Source organism: Pseudochelatococcus contaminans (assembly GCF_014195635.1).
Classification (GTDB): Bacteria; Pseudomonadota; Alphaproteobacteria; order Rhizobiales; family Beijerinckiaceae; genus Pseudochelatococcus; species Pseudochelatococcus contaminans.
This window is the reverse complement of the sequence record NZ_JACICC010000005.1, coordinates 133,842-148,706: the sequence shown is the minus strand read 5'-3', so window position 1 is coordinate 148,706 and position 14,865 is coordinate 133,842. Positions and strand designations below refer to the sequence as shown.

15 protein-coding genes are annotated in these 14,865 nt (G+C 62.8%); 12 read left to right on the top strand and 3 right to left on the bottom strand.

Going from position 1 to position 14,865, the window contains the following annotated elements; all coding sequences use genetic code 11:
- The first annotated feature begins 15 nt into the window (after positions 1-15).
- Both FHS81_RS11255 and FHS81_RS11250 read left to right on the top strand, forming a co-directional pair.
- On the top strand, positions 16-1,440 hold the full coding sequence (locus FHS81_RS11255) for a cation diffusion facilitator family transporter (protein ID WP_183753034.1): 1,425 nt from the start codon (positions 16-18) through the stop codon (positions 1,438-1,440).
- A gap of 123 nt (positions 1,441-1,563) precedes the next feature.
- On the top strand, positions 1,564-2,814 hold the full coding sequence (locus tag FHS81_RS11250) for a sensor histidine kinase (protein WP_183753031.1): 1,251 nt from the start codon (positions 1,564-1,566) through the stop codon (positions 2,812-2,814).
- A gap of 120 nt (positions 2,815-2,934) precedes the next feature.
- Here the strand turns inward: FHS81_RS11250 and FHS81_RS18700 are convergent, their stop codons facing one another.
- Positions 2,935-3,225 carry a con-10 family general stress protein gene (locus FHS81_RS18700; RefSeq protein ID WP_343052482.1) on the bottom strand — a complete coding sequence of 97 codons (291 nt, stop codon included), beginning with the start codon at positions 3,223-3,225 and terminating at the stop codon, positions 2,935-2,937.
- Here FHS81_RS18700 and FHS81_RS18695 point away from each other — a divergent pair.
- Positions 3,173-3,343 carry a hypothetical protein gene (locus FHS81_RS18695; RefSeq protein WP_210281652.1) on the top strand — a complete coding sequence of 57 codons (171 nt, stop codon included), beginning with the start codon at positions 3,173-3,175 and terminating at the stop codon, positions 3,341-3,343. The two genes, FHS81_RS18700 and FHS81_RS18695, sit on opposite strands and share 53 nt — an antisense overlap.
- 142 nt (positions 3,344-3,485) lie before the next feature.
- Here FHS81_RS18695 and mutM read toward each other — a convergent pair whose 3' ends face one another.
- Positions 3,486-4,370 carry a bifunctional DNA-formamidopyrimidine glycosylase/DNA-(apurinic or apyrimidinic site) lyase gene (gene mutM / locus FHS81_RS11240; protein WP_183753026.1) on the bottom strand — a complete coding sequence of 295 codons (885 nt, stop codon included), beginning with the start codon at positions 4,368-4,370 and terminating at the stop codon, positions 3,486-3,488.
- A gap of 184 nt (positions 4,371-4,554) precedes the next feature.
- Here mutM and ubiE point away from each other — a divergent pair, with 184 nt between their 5' ends.
- The 6 genes from ubiE (at position 4,555) to cysK (ending at position 10,533) form a co-directional block, all read left to right on the top strand.
- Entirely contained in the window at positions 4,555-5,307 is a 753-nt protein-coding gene (gene ubiE, locus FHS81_RS11235; RefSeq protein WP_183753024.1) for a bifunctional demethylmenaquinone methyltransferase/2-methoxy-6-polyprenyl-1,4-benzoquinol methylase UbiE, read from the top strand.
- A 7-nt stretch (positions 5,308-5,314) separates the two neighbouring features.
- Positions 5,315-6,871 carry a 2-polyprenylphenol 6-hydroxylase gene (ubiB, locus tag FHS81_RS11230; protein ID WP_183753022.1) on the top strand — a complete coding sequence of 519 codons (1,557 nt, stop codon included), beginning with the start codon at positions 5,315-5,317 and terminating at the stop codon, positions 6,869-6,871.
- 124 nt (positions 6,872-6,995) lie between these two features.
- Complete coding sequence (gene coaBC, locus FHS81_RS11225) at positions 6,996-8,315, top strand: bifunctional phosphopantothenoylcysteine decarboxylase/phosphopantothenate--cysteine ligase CoaBC (protein WP_183753020.1); 1,320 nt, start codon at positions 6,996-6,998, stop codon at positions 8,313-8,315.
- Positions 8,312-8,764, top strand: a complete 453-nt coding sequence (dut, locus tag FHS81_RS11220; RefSeq protein ID WP_183753018.1) for a dUTP diphosphatase — start codon at positions 8,312-8,314, stop codon at positions 8,762-8,764. The genes coaBC and dut overlap by 4 nt, the downstream gene beginning before the upstream one ends.
- A 215-nt stretch (positions 8,765-8,979) precedes the next feature.
- Positions 8,980-9,432 (top strand): RrF2 family transcriptional regulator, encoded by a 453-nt coding sequence (locus FHS81_RS11215; protein ID WP_183753014.1) that lies wholly within the window; start codon positions 8,980-8,982, stop codon positions 9,430-9,432.
- 123 nt (positions 9,433-9,555) lie between these two features.
- Positions 9,556-10,533: a cysteine synthase A gene (gene cysK, locus FHS81_RS11210; protein WP_183753012.1), complete on the top strand. Its 978-nt coding sequence runs from the start codon at positions 9,556-9,558 to the stop codon at positions 10,531-10,533.
- Between the two features lie 63 nt (positions 10,534-10,596).
- On the opposite strand, the gene FHS81_RS11205 is transcribed toward cysK, so the two are convergent.
- The gene (locus FHS81_RS11205; RefSeq protein WP_183753010.1) at positions 10,597-11,811 is read right to left on the bottom strand and encodes an O-antigen ligase family protein; all 1,215 of its coding nucleotides are present in this window, start codon (positions 11,809-11,811) and stop codon (positions 10,597-10,599) included.
- A 207-nt stretch (positions 11,812-12,018) separates the two neighbouring features.
- Here FHS81_RS11205 and FHS81_RS11200 point away from each other — a divergent pair, with 207 nt between their 5' ends.
- From FHS81_RS11200 to FHS81_RS11190, 3 genes are all read left to right on the top strand, one after another.
- Entirely contained in the window at positions 12,019-12,675 is a 657-nt protein-coding gene (locus FHS81_RS11200; protein ID WP_183753008.1) for an exopolysaccharide biosynthesis protein, read from the top strand.
- Positions 12,676-12,686: 11 nt separating this feature from the next.
- Positions 12,687-13,466, top strand: coding sequence for a gamma-glutamyl-gamma-aminobutyrate hydrolase family protein (locus FHS81_RS11195; RefSeq protein WP_183753006.1), 780 nt, complete (start codon positions 12,687-12,689; stop codon positions 13,464-13,466).
- Positions 13,467-13,785: 319 nt separating this feature from the next.
- Entirely contained in the window at positions 13,786-14,820 is a 1,035-nt protein-coding gene (locus FHS81_RS11190; protein ID WP_183753270.1) for a Ppx/GppA phosphatase family protein, read from the top strand.
- Positions 14,821-14,865: the final 45 nt, after the last annotated feature.

Genomic DNA, 14,865 nt, shown 5'->3' with positions numbered 1-14,865 from the left:
GGCGGGAGAAGAAGTATGACGAACGGTCAGCAGATCGATGATCGGGCGGCGCTTGAAAGACGCAAGGAACGCGTTGCATTCATTTCGATTCTGGTCAGCGCTCTTCTGATGGTCGCCAAGGCGATTGCCGGTTTTATGACGGGTTCGCTGGCGCTGCTTTCCGATGCTGCCAACAGCCTTCTGGATGTCGGGGCGACAACATTGACGTGGCTGGCGTTGCGTGAGGCGCACAAGCCTGCCGATGACAAGCACCATTATGGTCACGGCAAGTTCGAATCCATGTCGGCGCTTGCCGAGACGGCGTTTCTCTTTCTGTTATCCGGCGTCGTGGCTTTTGAGGGTGTGCGCCGTCTGGCGTCGGGAGCCGATGATGTGCAGCCGAGCTGGCTTGCCGCGGGCATCCTTGTCGGTGCGATCATTGTGGACGGCTGGCGCTGGTGGACGTTGAAAAAGGTGGCGAAGGAAACCGGCAGCGAGGCGCTTGAAGCCGATGCGCTGCACTTCTCTTCCGACCTCGTAAACTCCATTTTCGTGCTGATTGCACTTGGCCTTGCCGCGCTCGGTTATCAGGCGGCGGATGCGCTGATTGCTATCGGTGTTTCGGTTTATATCGCCATTGCCGGCTTCGGGCTGGCCCGTCGCACCATCGCGAACCTGCTGGATACCGCGCCGCAGGGCGTGGCGGAGAATGTTTCGGCGATAAGCCTCAAGGTGCCGGGTGTGGTCGCCGTGAATGGGGTGAAGGTGCGTCCGTCCGGCTCCGGCTTTCTTGGTGATGTCGAGGTTGACGTGTCGCGCACACTGCCGCTGGAACGCGTGCGCGCCATCCGCGAGCAGGTGACGGACGTGTTGGCGCGGGAGTTGCCGGGGTCGGCCTTTACCGTCACGGCCAATCCCGTGCAGCTTAATTCCGAAACCGTGCAGGAGCGCGTCTGGCTCATCGCGCATCGCAACCATATTCCCGTGCATCACGTCACGGTGCAGAGCATCAACGGGCGGCTTTCGATCAGCCTCGACCTTGAGATCGACGGTCGCGCCACGCTGGGCGAGGCTCATGTGGTCGCTACCCGATTGGAAGCAGCGTTGCGGGAAGAGTTCGGGGCGGAAACCGAAGTCGAGACGCATATCGAGCCGCTGGAGATCGAGCCGCTCGAAGGACAGGATGCTTCCGCCGACGTGGTGGAGGTGGTGACGGAAGCGTTGCGCCGCCGCTCTGCGGAAACGCGTTCAATCCATGACGTTCATCAGGTCAGGGTGCGTGAGACACCGGGTGGTCTTGTCGTCAATTATCACTGCCTTGCCGATCCTATGCTCAATATCGCGGATGTTCATGCGCAGGTCGATACTGTCGAGCGGCTGGTGCGGCATGATCTGCCTCATATCCTGCGGGTGGTCGGCCATGCGGAGCCGCCGACGCAGGATGGCGGTCTGCAGATTTGACACCGGGGCCGCATTGTTGCCTGATACAAGGTGTCTCTTGACAGCCCCCGTGCAAACGGATGGAATGCCATGGTAGCAAATCATTGCTCCACAGGCATGCGTGCGGGGGCGGAGTAGAAAAGTATGGGCGCCGGTCATGCGTCGTTGCTGTCGCCCGGGATCGAGCCGTTTCATGTCGGGGCCGTCATCACGCACCAGTTGATGACGCGCCCGCGCAGGGCGCTGGACCCGCGCGAAGAAGTTCATGCGTTGCAAGATCTGGCATGGCAAATGCTGGAGCAACCGGATTCGTTCCTGACATATCTGGTCGACAAGGCATTGCGCATCAGCGGCGCGCATTCTTCCGGGATCAGCCTGCACGAACCTGACTCGCCGGAGGGGGACGTTTTCCGCTGGCACTACGTGACAGGCGCGTGCAAGCCGTTTATCGGGCGCACGACACCGCGACAGGCCAGCCCTTGCGGTATATGCATCGATGAGGGCGGGCCGATCCTGATCGCCTTTCCCGAACTGATCTGTGCTGACTACGCGCTGCCGGGCATCGTTAACCATGAGGCCCTGCTTGTGCCGATCTACCTGGCGGGGGATCGGCCGCTCGGTGCGTTGTGGGTGATTTCCCATGATGAAGATCGCCAGTTCGATGGTGTCGACGCACGGGTGCTGGGCGAATTGGCCAGCTTTGCCGGCATTGCCCTGAAAATGATCCGTGACAAGCGTGCGCTCAAAGAGGCCCTGGAGGTGCAGGAGCTTCTGGTGCGCGAAATGCGTCATCGTATCGGCAACATTCTCACGGTGGCCAGCGGCATCGTCAGCGCGTCAGCCCGCACGGCCGCCACACCGCAGGAAATGGCCCTCAAGGTGCGGGGGCGGCTTGAAGCGCTGGGCCGCGCGCAGGGCATCGTGCATCAGGGAGCGAGCGATCATCTTGTCGGGCACACGTTTGTATCGTTCTCCGACCAGTTCAGGGCATTGGTGAAGGTGGTCGCCGCGCCTTACAGCGATGGTGATGATCGTATCGATCTTGCCGACACGATGCTGATACCGAACGATCAGCCGGTTTTGGGGCAGGGCAGTCTCACGGCATTGGGGCTTGTACTGCACGAGCTGGCGACCAACGCTGTTAAATATGGTGCACTGTCGATACCCGGCGGCCGCGTCGGCATCGATTGCCGATTCGAGGGCCGCGACTGTGTGTTGTCATGGCGCGAAGGTGGTGGGCCATGCCTCAGCGCCCCGCCGCAGAATTTTGGATTCGGTTCGACGCTCATCAAACGTACGATCCTCGGTCAACTTGAGGGGGCGGTGCAGTTTGATTGGCAGGCGGACGGCCTTGTCGTTGAAATAAGGATGAACCGCCAGCGCCTTGGACAGTAAACCAGCATGACGAATTCAGGTTTGCAGATTTTTAGAGAGTCCTTTACGAACCGAAAATCTGCAAACATCCTGTCTGCGATCATTCTGCCTTTTGGTTTTTCTGACTTAGATGAAACAAGTCTATTCCGTTTTCGCCGGTGACTGGCCGCCTTTCCGGCCTGCTTCAGCGGCGAGGTTTGGATCGCGGGAGAAGCTGCGCTTTTCGTCCGGTACGCTGCGACCGCCCTTGCGGCCGGCTTCGGACGCCAGCTTGCGGTTCTGCGAGAAACTGCGTTTTTCATCCGGCACGCTCTGACCGCCCTTGGACGCTATAGCGCGCTGCTTTTCCGGGTCCATAGAGGCAAATCCCCGTGTAGCGGTGGATTTTGCGGTTTTTACCGGCCTGTCGGTTGCTGCTGCTGAACTCGCAATTGAACGGTTGTTTGCCGGTTCTGTCGAATCGTTGTGCTTCGTAGCAGATCTGCTGTTGGATTTAGGCATTGCTGTCACTCGTCATCCCGTTCTGTGCGGCTTTGCGCTGCTTCACTGACAGGTCAACGTTCTTGAAAGGCAGGGGTTCCGTGAAAGCTTGACGGTTACAGCTTTTCGGCTTCCCCTGCTGAGAAACAAGCCATCTTCGATATCGGATTTAAGCTGTCTCCGGCATTATGAAAGCATACTCTGCACTCGCTTTATGTCTGGCAGGAGCGGCAGAAGAACGTTGAACGGCCGGATTGCACAATGCGTTCCACATGGCCCGAACATCCGGGCGTCGGGCAGGGCAGGCCCTCTCTGTCGTAGACGCGGAATGTGTGCTGGAAATAGCCAAGTGAGCCATCGGCCTGCGCATAGTCACGCAGGGTGGAGCCGCCGGCGGCAATAGCGTCGGTCAATACGTCGCGTATGGCGGTGGCCAGGCGCCGCGCGTCGTCCGTGGGTCGTCCATCAGGCATGACAATGGAGCCGGCGGCGCGCTCGGGAGACAGGCCAGACCTATGCAGGGCTTCGCAAACGTAGATGTTGCCCAGCCCAGCAATGAGACGCTGATCGAGCAGCGCGGCCTTCAGTGGTGCGCGCTTGCCTGCGAAAAGACGCGCCAGCGTTTCCGCTCCCAGTTCATTGCCGAGAGGCTCGATTCCGACATGGCGGAAGACGGCATGCGTCAGCCTTTCCGCAACGGGCACAAGCAGCATGAAACCGAATCGCCGCGTGTCGTTATAGGTAATGCGCGCGCCGTTCGAGAGGTGAAACACGACATGGTCGTGCGCCGAATTGCCGCCGGTCTCGGCGTGGAAATGGCCGGGGCCGTCCCGGTCATCCGATCCGTTCTCGATCAGGAAGCGGCCGCTCATGCCCAGATGCATGACGAGCAGGTCGTCGCCGTCCATATCCGCTACCAGATATTTCGCCCGCCGTGTCAGCGCCGTGACCGTGCGTCCCTGCAGGCGCTGGGTGAATTGATCGGGGAAGGGAAAGCGCAGATCGGGGCGGCGCTGCTCTACCAGCGTGAAGCGCGCGTCCTTCATCACAGGTTCAAGGCCGCGTCGGACGGTTTCGACTTCCGGCAATTCCGGCATGGCGGGGATACTCTTCGTGAACGGGGTGGCGAGTGGCAGGATGATAATGGGATATATCGGCCAAATTTGTAGAATGCCGCATTCTCGGTTATCGACATGACCATAGCGAAGCCGTAACGCATTCGCTATGGTCCGCGACAGCATGGATCGGCGGCTGTGGGGCTGGCGAAGCAGGATGAATGGAATGACGAGCGAAGAGACGACCCATTTCGGCTTCAGGGATGTGCCGCTGGCGCGCAAGCAGGGCCTTGTGGACGACGTGTTTCACAAGGTGGCCGATCGCTATGACCTGATGAACGATCTGATGTCCGCCGGCATGCACAGGCTGTGGAAGGACGCGCTCATCTCCATGCTGCGGCCGCCGCACCACCACGCATTTCACCATCTGGATGTGGCTGGCGGCACCGGCGATATCGCATTCCGGGTGCTGCAGGCGGGTGGTCCGCGCACCGCGGTAACCATCCTCGACATCAACGGCGATATGCTGCGCGTGGGCCGCGAGCGAGCGGGCGACAAGTACGGTGAGCGGTTGCGTTTCGTGCAGGGGAATGCCGAAACCTTGCCGCTGCCTTCGTCAACCTATGACGCTTATACGATTGCCTTCGGCATCCGCAACGTGCCCGACATTCCGGCTGCGCTGCGTGAGGCCTATCGCGTGCTGCGGCGCGGCGGGCGCTTCCTGTGCCTTGAGTTCAGCCGCGTCGACGTGCCGCTGCTGGATGCGTTCTACGACGCTTATTCATTCAACGTGATTCCCGGGCTTGGCCGCCTCGTCACCGGAGACGGTGAGCCTTATCGCTATCTGGTGGAGTCGATCCGCAAGTTCCCCACGCCGGATGCCTTCACGGACATGATCACCGAGGCCGGTTTCGCGCGGGCGAGTTATCGCCCGTTAAGCGGCGGCATCGTCGCCATTCACTCCGGCTGGAAGGTATGAGCCCCGCATGATCAGCGCCATCGTCCACCTGACGCGCCTTTCGCGGGTGGGGTTCGTGCTCGCCCGCGAGGGAGCGCTCGGCCTCGTCGAGACCGATGACCTGCCGCCATTCGCGCGGTTTGGCATCCGCGCCGCTCGTATCATCGAAAGGCGCAACGCCGGCGGCGGCGCTGAACGGCTGGCGGTGGCATTGCGGCGTCTCGGGCCGTCATATGTGAAGTTCGGACAGTTCCTGGCGACGCGTCCCGATGTGGTCGGAACACGGGCGGCGCGCGATCTCGAGTCCTTGCAGGACAAGATGCCGCCTTTCGACCAAAAGGTCGCCGAGAAGATCATCGAGAATACTCTGGGCGTGCCGGTTTCCAAGGCATTTTTGGAATTCGGCCCTCCGATTGCCGCGGCCTCCATCGCGCAGGTGCACCGTGCCCGGCTGACGGTGGGCGAGGAGCAGGTGGCGGTGAAGGTGTTGCGGCCCGGCGTGCGCGAGCGGTTCGCGCGCGATCTCGGGTCCATGCGTTTTGCCGCCGATCTCATCCAGCGCGTGCTGCCGGATACGCGCCGGCTGCGGCCGGTCGAGGTGGTGGAGACGCTGGCCCGTTCCGTCACCATGGAGATGGATCTGCGCCTGGAGGCCGCCGCGCTCTCCGAGATGGGCGAAAACACGCGTGACGATCCCGAGTTCCGCGTGCCGCTTGTGGAGTGGGATGCAACCGGCCGCGATGTGATGACCAGTAGCTGGGTGGATGGCATTCCGCTGTCCGACATCCCGGCCATCGAGGCGGCGGGGCACGACAAGGTTGCGCTGGCGCGGGTGGTGATCCAGTCGTTCCTGCGACATGCGCTGCGCGACGGCTTTTTCCACGCCGACATGCACCCCGGCAACCTGTTCGTTGACCCGGAAGGGCGGCTGGTGGCCGTGGATTGCGGCATCATGGGCAGGCTGGGGCGGCGTGAACGGCGTTTTCTGGCGGAAATCCTGCTCGGCTTCATCACCCGGGACTATCGCCGCACGGCGCAGGTGCATTTCGAGGCCGGCTATGTGCCGCCGCACCATTCGGTGGATGATTTCGCGCAGGCCATCCGCGCCATCGGCGAGCCGATCCATAACCGCCGCGCCGACGAAATATCGATGGCTAAGCTGCTGACGCTGCTGTTCGAGGTCACGGCGCTGTTCGACATGGAGACCCGCACCGAACTCGTCATGCTGCAAAAGACCATGGTCGTCGTGGAGGGCGTGGCGCGCAAGCTCGATCCGCATCTCGATATGTGGGGAACGGCCGAGCCGGTGGTGCGCGAGTGGATCGAGCGCAACCTTGGCCCCGCCGGCATCATCGCCGATGCAGGGCGCGGCGCGCAGGATCTGGGCGGAGTCGTTACGCGGTTGCCCAGCCTGCTGGCGCGCGGCGAGCGTGTTTTCGCGAGGTTCGAGCACGCAGTCGATCATGGCTTTCGCCTGTCGCCGGAAAGCACGCGTTCCATCGGCAAGGCCGAAGCGCGGGGCAATCGTGGCATCACGACCGCGCTGTGGGTCATCGCGGTGTTGCTGCTGATCTCGCTGTTTTAGAGCGGTTTGCGTTCAAGCCGATCCATCGCGTTGAACGCACGTTGCGGTAAAATATAGAATTGAGAGTGCACGTCCTGATTGAAATGGACCACGGAAACGCTCACAAGCGCAGGGGGAGCCGGATATGTCAGACGAACACCTTTCGGGCGAGCAAGCGCCAAACGATGGCGCCACGCAGGACGCAAAGCCCTTCGCAGGGAAAAGCCTGCTTATTATTATCGGCGGCGGCATCGCTGCCTATAAGGTGCTGGAGCTGATCCGCCGCGCGAAAGACCGCGGCTTTGCCGTCCGCGCCATTCTGACGAAAGCCGCGACCGAATTCGTCACGCCGCTGTCGGTGGCTAGCCTCTCCGGTGAGAAAGCCTATACCGATCTGTTCTCGCTCACCGACGAGGCGGATATTGGCCATATCGCGTTGTCGCGGTCGAGCGACCTGATCGTCGTTGCACCGGCTACCGCTGATCTGCTGGCCAAGGCGGCCAACGGATTTGGCGATGATCTTGCCTCTACCGCGCTGCTGGCCACGGACACGCCAATTCTGGTTGCGCCCGCGATGAACCCGCGCATGTGGGCGCACCCGGCGACGGTTCGCAATGTCGAGACCTTGCGTGGCGACGGCGTGCATTTCGTCGGGCCTAATAGCGGCGCGATGGCGGAGCGCGGGGAATCGGGGTTGGGCCGCATGGCCGAACCGATGGAAATTCTGGCGGCCGTTGAGTCGCTGCTGTCACCCGCCAGGTTGTTGCTGTCGCCGGCAGACGATGCGGCGCGGAAATTGGCGCTACTGCCTTTGGCCGGCAAGCGCGTCCTCGTCACCTCCGGCCCGACGCATGAGCCGATTGATCCTGTGCGTTACATCGCCAACCGCTCGTCCGGAAAGCAGGGGCACGCCATCGCAGCAGCGGCGGCCGAGGCAGGGGCGGAAGTGATCCTCGTCAGCGGGCCGGTGAATCTTCCCGATCCACCGGGTGTGCGCGTGCGCCGGGTGTCGACCGCGCGGGAAATGCTGGCAGCGGTGCTTGAAAATCTGCCGGTCGATCTCGCAATTTTCGCCGCAGCCGTCGCTGACTGGCGCGCGGCCGAGGAGGCGGACGCCAAGATCAAGAAGGGCAAGGGGCCGGTGCCGCAGCTTTCGCTGGTTGAGAACCCGGATATTCTCGCCACTGTCGCCAAGGGGTCTCCGCGCCCGCGCCTTGTGGTGGGGTTTGCGGCCGAAACCGATACCGTGCTTGAGCATGCCCGTGCAAAACTCGCGCGCAAGGGTTGCGACTGGATTGTCGCCAACGATGTCGGCAAGGGAACGGGCGTCATGGGCGGCGGCAGCAACACTGTTCATCTCATCAGTGAGGAAGGTATCGAAAGCTGGCCGACGATGGACAAATCTGAAGTCGCGCGCAGGCTCGTCGCCCGTGCGGCAGAACGCTTGAGAGAGGACACACCATGAGCTTCGTGCTTCAACTGCGCCAGTTGCCCCATGCCGACGGCTTGCCGCTGCCGGCTTATGCGAGCACGGAAGCGGCAGGGCTTGATCTGTCCGCCGCGGTCGATCCGGATGCGCCGGTGGTCATTCCGCCGGGCGGACGGGGACTGGTGCCGACCGGGCTGGTGATCGCGCTGCCGCCGGGAACGGAGGGGCAGGTGCGTCCGCGCTCCGGGCTGGCGCTGAAACACGGCGTGACCGTGCTCAATGCGCCCGGCACAATCGATTCGGACTATCGCGGCGAGGTGGCCGTCATCCTGATCAACACGGGCACGGAACCTTTCACAGTGACGCGCGGTTTGCGCATAGCCCAGCTCATCGTATCTCCGGTGACGCGTGTGACGGTGAAGCTGGCTGACGATCTCGGCGAGACAGAACGGGGAACGGGCGGATTCGGCTCGACAGGTGTCTGATTTCCCATAATTGGGAAAAACAGGCCCGCGCGGTAACGTATTGTCCGTGCTTTGTGAAATACTTACAGAAAAATTCCGGAAAAGGCTTTTAATTCCCTATAACTCCGATAAATTTGACCGGGCGATCGTTACGCGACGTGCCGGTGCATCGGTCTTCATTCCCCCATCGCGGGGTGCCCCGGAAAGCGTCGATAGGCAAGAGGCAAGGAAACCCGATGTATCTGCTATCCCGTCGCAGTCTGTTGGCCATCGCGGCTGTGGTGGATGTCGCCATCCATGCGCGGCCTACTCCTGTGGCGGCCAAATTTCTGGCAGCCCGTCATCATCTGCCGCCCCGGCATCTGGAAACGGTGCTGCAACAGCTTGTTCGGGCCGGCATCCTCAAGGGTGTGCGGGGTCCGCGCGGCGGATATGAGCTGGCGCGCGAACGCCGCCGCATCAGCGCAGGCGATATCGTGCGCGCCGCCATGGCGGCTTCCTCCGATGAAAGCCTGCCGCCAGTGCCGGATTCGGCGCTTGTGGAGCAGGTCATCGGCCCCGTGGTGCGCAGCGCCTCCGAAGTGTTTCTGGCCCAGCTCGATTCGGTGAGCGTGGAAGATATCTGCCGGAATGCGGAGAAGGCCGAAAAGGTATCCACGCCCGAGCTGGCGAGCGACTTCATCATCTGATCGGCACGAATTTTCAACCATCGGATATCGTTTTATCCCGCCAGGCTCATCATGCGCATCCGGTTTTCCGAACACGGGCTGTGAGCGCAAGACAATGGCCGGTTATCAACAGGAGAGGGATGCATGGCTTCGACCGACAACACAAGCGGCGACAAAAAACCCGGCAGGGGACGCGTTTACGGCTCCATCACCGAGACGATCGGCGACACCCCGCTCGTGCGTCTCAAGCGGCTTGAGGCCGATAAGGGCGTCAAGGCGCATCTGCTGGCCAAGCTCGAATTCTTCAACCCCATCTCAAGCGTCAAGGATCGTATCGGCGTGGCGCTGATCGACGCGCTGGAGCAGGCTGGCGTTCTGCAGCCGGGCGGCACCATCATCGAGCCGACGTCCGGCAACACCGGCATCGCGCTGGCTTTCGTCGCGGCGGCGCGCGGCTATCGCCTCATCATCGTGATGCCGGAAACGATGTCCATCGAGCGGCGCAAGATGCTTTCCCTGCTTGGCGCCGAGCTTGAGCTGACGCCGGGCGCACAGGGCATGAAGGGCGCCATCGCCCGCGCCGAGGAGCTGAAAGCGGCTATTCCGGGTTCCGTCATTCCGCAGCAGTTCGCCAATCCCGCCAACCCGGACATCCATCGCCGCACGACGGCGGAGGAAATCTGGAACGATACCGACGGCAACGTCGATGTGTTGGTGTCCGGTGTCGGCACTGGCGGCACCATCACGGGCGTCGGTCAGGTGCTGAAGGGCCGCAAGCCGGAAGTGCGCGTTATTGCGGTGGAGCCGGAAGATTCGCCGGTATTGTCTGGCGGCGCGCCGGGCCCGCACAAGATTCAGGGCATCGGCCCCGGTTTCGTGCCGCCGATTCTGGACCGCAGCGTCATCGACGAAGTCGTGACCGTGGGCAACCAGACGGCATTCGATCACGCCCGTCTGCTGGCGCGGCTTGAGGGCATTCCGGTCGGTATTTCGTCCGGTGCGGCGATTGCGGCGGCTGTGGAGATCGGCGTCCGTCCGGAGCTTGCCGGCAAGACCATCGTGATCATCATCCCGTCGTTCGCCGAGCGCTATCTGTCGACGCCGCTGTTCGAAGGGTTGTGATCGCTTTTGCCGTCATAACGACTTATGATCGACTGGACCCGCCGATGTTGTCGGCGGGTTTTTTTATGGGATTTTCGGTTGGCGTGATGCCGGCGAGGGAGCGGTTTGCCGGCTGCACCAAACGGTGGTTGCCATCAGCGCGCCGACCCACCACCCCTGCCACGCGCCGTGAAAAACGCTGACCACTGCCGCCGCCGCAACCATGCTTGCGACACCGGCAGCCACCATGCGGTCGTCACGGCGGGCGAGGGCGCGCAATATGAAATAGCCGCACAGTGCTGCGAGGATGGCGCCGATAAACCCAAGTTCAGCCCATATCTGCAAGAAGCCGTCATGCGGGTGGCCGGCGGCCAGCAGCCGTCCGCGGTCTGGCGGCAGGTCGGCCGCGAAGGGGGCCTCCGCCATTCTGGCGCTGGTTCCGAACCCTGCGCCGGTGAGCGGGCGCTGGTGCAGGGCAGCGGCAAAATCCTGCCAGATCTCGATGCGATCCGCGGCATGGACGGATTCGAGACGCTCGATAAGCCGGGGAGGCATCAGCGCATCGAGGAGGTCTCCCTTCACAGGTGCGAGGAGCAGGCTGCCACCCAGCATCGCCGCCGCGATGATCATGCCCAGACGCCTGCTCCAGAGGGCGACGAGAAAAGCCGGCGCGGATAGCAGTAGCCCCAGCATCGCCGCGCCGGATGTTGCGATTTCAATGGTGACGATCAGCAACGCACCCAGCACGAAAGCCCACGCTCGCCAGCCCGCACGCACCATATGGATGGACAGGGGGAAGAACAGCATAAGCAGCAGCATCACAGGGCGGTTGAAGATGAATGTCTGTGCGCGAAGTCCCAGCGCCTCGCGCGATGCAAGGCCGAGCAACAGTTCCACGATGATGAGAATGCACGCTGCCGCGAATGCCAATGCCGCCGCTTTGATGAACCTTGCGGGCCATTGCGCCGGCAGCGTCAACAGCAACAGGACGCCGCCGATGAACGGCAAACCTGCCTCAGCCATCACGAACAGCGATGTGCGAGGCGCATGGCTCCAGAGCAGCGATACGATGGCCCAGCCGATAAAGGCGAGCCCGGCATAAAGCGCCGGTCCACGCGGCGGCAATGCATCACGCAGCCGTTCGCCCCGCGCGACGAAAGCGACCAGCGACAGCACGCCCGCGATGGTTATCACGGCTGCCGCCGAACGGTTGGCGATTGCCATCAGCACCGGAAGGGCAGCGAGCAGTGCCAGAGAAACACTTTCGAGACGGCGGGAATGGACGGTGCTGACGGACATGCGATCTCTGTATTTTGATGAATCGGCCAGCCGGACATACCACGAATTTCAGTCGCCGACCTCACCATGGCAGCAGCGACAGCGAATGCAGTGACCGACCCGTAATAACCAATGCGGTCAGCCGCGATGACGGTTCTCGTGAATCATGCGCGTTCTGATATGATCTCTCTTGTATGATATGTCTTGGCCGTTGTCGCGGCATGGTCTATGCATCTCGCTTCCGGTTTGCACCGGTTCCATGTTTTTCCAACACTGGTGTTCGTCCTGTCCCGGAATGGCCTCCGCACCTCATCCGTTCTGGTCGCGCTCGCGCATGGCGAGGGCGAGCGGCTGACACTCGACGAATTGATGCAGGCTCTCGGGCCGCAGACGTTCGGCGTGTTGATCGTGCTTCTGGGGTTGCCCAATTGCCTGCCGATGCCGCCGCCCATTCCAACCATCTGCGGGCTTTTGCTGGTGGCGCTGGCGTTGCAGATCGTCGTGGGGCGCACCGCGCCGTGGGTGCCTGCGCGCCTGCTGGGCAAATCGGTTGCGAGGGCTGATGTGGCGCGCGCCGTCAGCAAGGCGTTGCCATACATCAAGCGGCTGGAGCAATGGTCGCGGCGGCGGATGGTGTTTTTCGGCACGCCGTTCCGCCTGCGTCTTGTCGGCATAGCGCTGTTGCTGGTGTCGATAAGCGTGTTGACGGCGCCCCCGTTCGTCGGTCAGATACCGCCGGGAATTGCCACCTGTCTGATCGGCCTCGGTTTGGCGGAGCGGGACGGGTTGGTGGTGGCGTGCGGCCTCGTGATGGGTGCGATCAGCGTAAGCCTGAGTGCGGGCTTCGTTCTGGCCCTCGTTCAGGGGGTGATGACTGTAATCTGAGGGAGCTGGCCATGCGTCCGTTGATCGGGGCAATTGCCGATGTCAAGCCAAGCCACAAGCATGTGTGGCACAGGGTGCAGGAAAAGTACCTCTATGCCGTGGCGCATGGTGCGGATGCGCAGGTCGTTATTCTCCCCGGAACGCTCTCGGCCGTCGATGCCAGCCAGCCGGCGGTGCCCCCGGATCTGGAGCGGTTGTTCGCGGTGCTGGACGGCGTTTTCCTGCCGGGCAGCCCGTCCAACGTTAACCCGGCCATTTACGGCAGCGGGCTGGACTTCGATGACAAACTGCTGGACCAGAGCCGCGATGACCTGTCCTTGCCGCTCATCCGCGCCGCAGTGGACAGGGGACTGCCGCTGCTCGGCGTCTGCCGTGGGTTTCAGGAGATGAACGTCGCTCTCGGCGGCACGCTGCATCAGCACGTCCATGACATTGAGGGGTATGGCGACCATCGGGAACCGGACGGCGACGTGGAAACGGAGTATGGCCCCGCCCATGAGGTGGAACTCGTGGAGGGCGGCATCCTGAATGGGCTGCTTGGCAGCGCCCGCGCGCGCGTGAACTCGCTGCACCATCAGGGAATCGACAGGCTCGCGCCGGGGCTTGCCGTGGAGGCGCGTGCGCCGGATGGTCTCGTCGAGGCTTTCCATGTGGAGGCTGCGGCCGCACGAGGGCACTTTGCGGTTGCCGTGCAATGGCATCCGGAATGGCGGGCATGGTCCGATCCGCTCTCATCGGCGCTGTTCGCCGCCTTCGGCAGAGCCGCGCGCACCTACGCCGCGTCGCGCTGAGGTTCAGGCTGCCTGGCGCGGCGGGGTGCGGCAACTTCCTGCTTTGCATCCTGTGTCCATGCTGGTACGCTGATTTCAACGATGAACGTGGGGATTTTCCCTGCCATTTGGGGGTGCAGGGCCGATTCGATGGCCTGGACGCACCTCGACGGGATTTTGGGCCGTGACGGTCGACGATGAAGCTGTTCGCAGCTATAGCGCGACCACGGCCGAGCTGGCTGATGACTGTCAGAAGCGCGGTGTGGTCGCGGTTGTAGATAAACATGTGCCCGGTGCGAGGTCGCCCGGGCAGCAGAAGACGCATGCGCAGCGCCGGGGCATGCGGGGCGCGCGTGCCTACGCGGCGCTCGATCTGGGAACGAACAACTGCCGCCTGCTGGTGGCGGAACCGACGCGTGACAGTTTCCGCGTGGTTGATGCATTCTCCCGCATTGTTCGGCTGGGCGAGGGGCTGACCAGCTACAACCGCCTTGGCGACGACGCCATCGCCCGCGCCATCGAAGCGCTCAAAGTTTGCCGGGCGAAGATGGATGCCCGCCGTGTCGGGCGCGCCCGTCTCATCGCGACGGAAGCATGTCGCGCCGCTATCAACGGGCAGGATTTCGTGCAGCGCGTTGCGAGCGAAACCGGGTTGTCGCTGGAAATCGTGGATCGCAAGACCGAGGCGCTGCTGGCGGTGGCGGGCTGCGCCGGCCTCGCGGATCCTTCGGCTGAAAGCGTCATCGTTTTCGACATCGGCGGCGGCTCCACGGAGCTGGTCTGGACCACGGCGCGCCGCCGGGGCGGACAGCAGCAGAACCGCCCCACCAATGCTGCCGCCGGCACCAAGGCCGGGCAGGATCATCGTGTCAGAGCGTGGGAATCGTTGCCGCTCGGCGTGGTGACGCTGTCCGAGAGGTTCGGAGGCGTGGAGGTGACGCCGGATATCTTCGCCGCCATGGTCGAGGAAGTCAGAACCGGGCTGGAACCCTTCGCACGCAAGGCGCGGCATGCGACGCGTCTGCCGGGTTTTCATCTGCTGGGCACGTCCGGCACGGTTACCACCGTTGCGGGGGTTTATCTCGATCTGCCGCGCTATGACCGGCGGCAGGTGGACGGGCTGTGGATGGATGACAAGGACGTGTCCAATGTCATCGACTTTCTGGCTGCGTGTTCGTATGCGCAAAGGGTGGAGAATCCTTGCATCGGTGTGGATCGGGCGGATCTCGTGCTGGCCGGATGCGCTATTCTGGAGGCTATTCGCCTGACGTTCCCCACGCCGCGCCTGCGCGTGGCGGACAGGGGATTGCGCGAGGGCATCCTTCTCAACCTGATGCGGGAAGATAACGTCTGGAACAGGAGGCCGTGGAGTTGAGCGCCAGCGGCAAGGGCAAAAGCGGTTCGGGAAAAGGCACCTCCA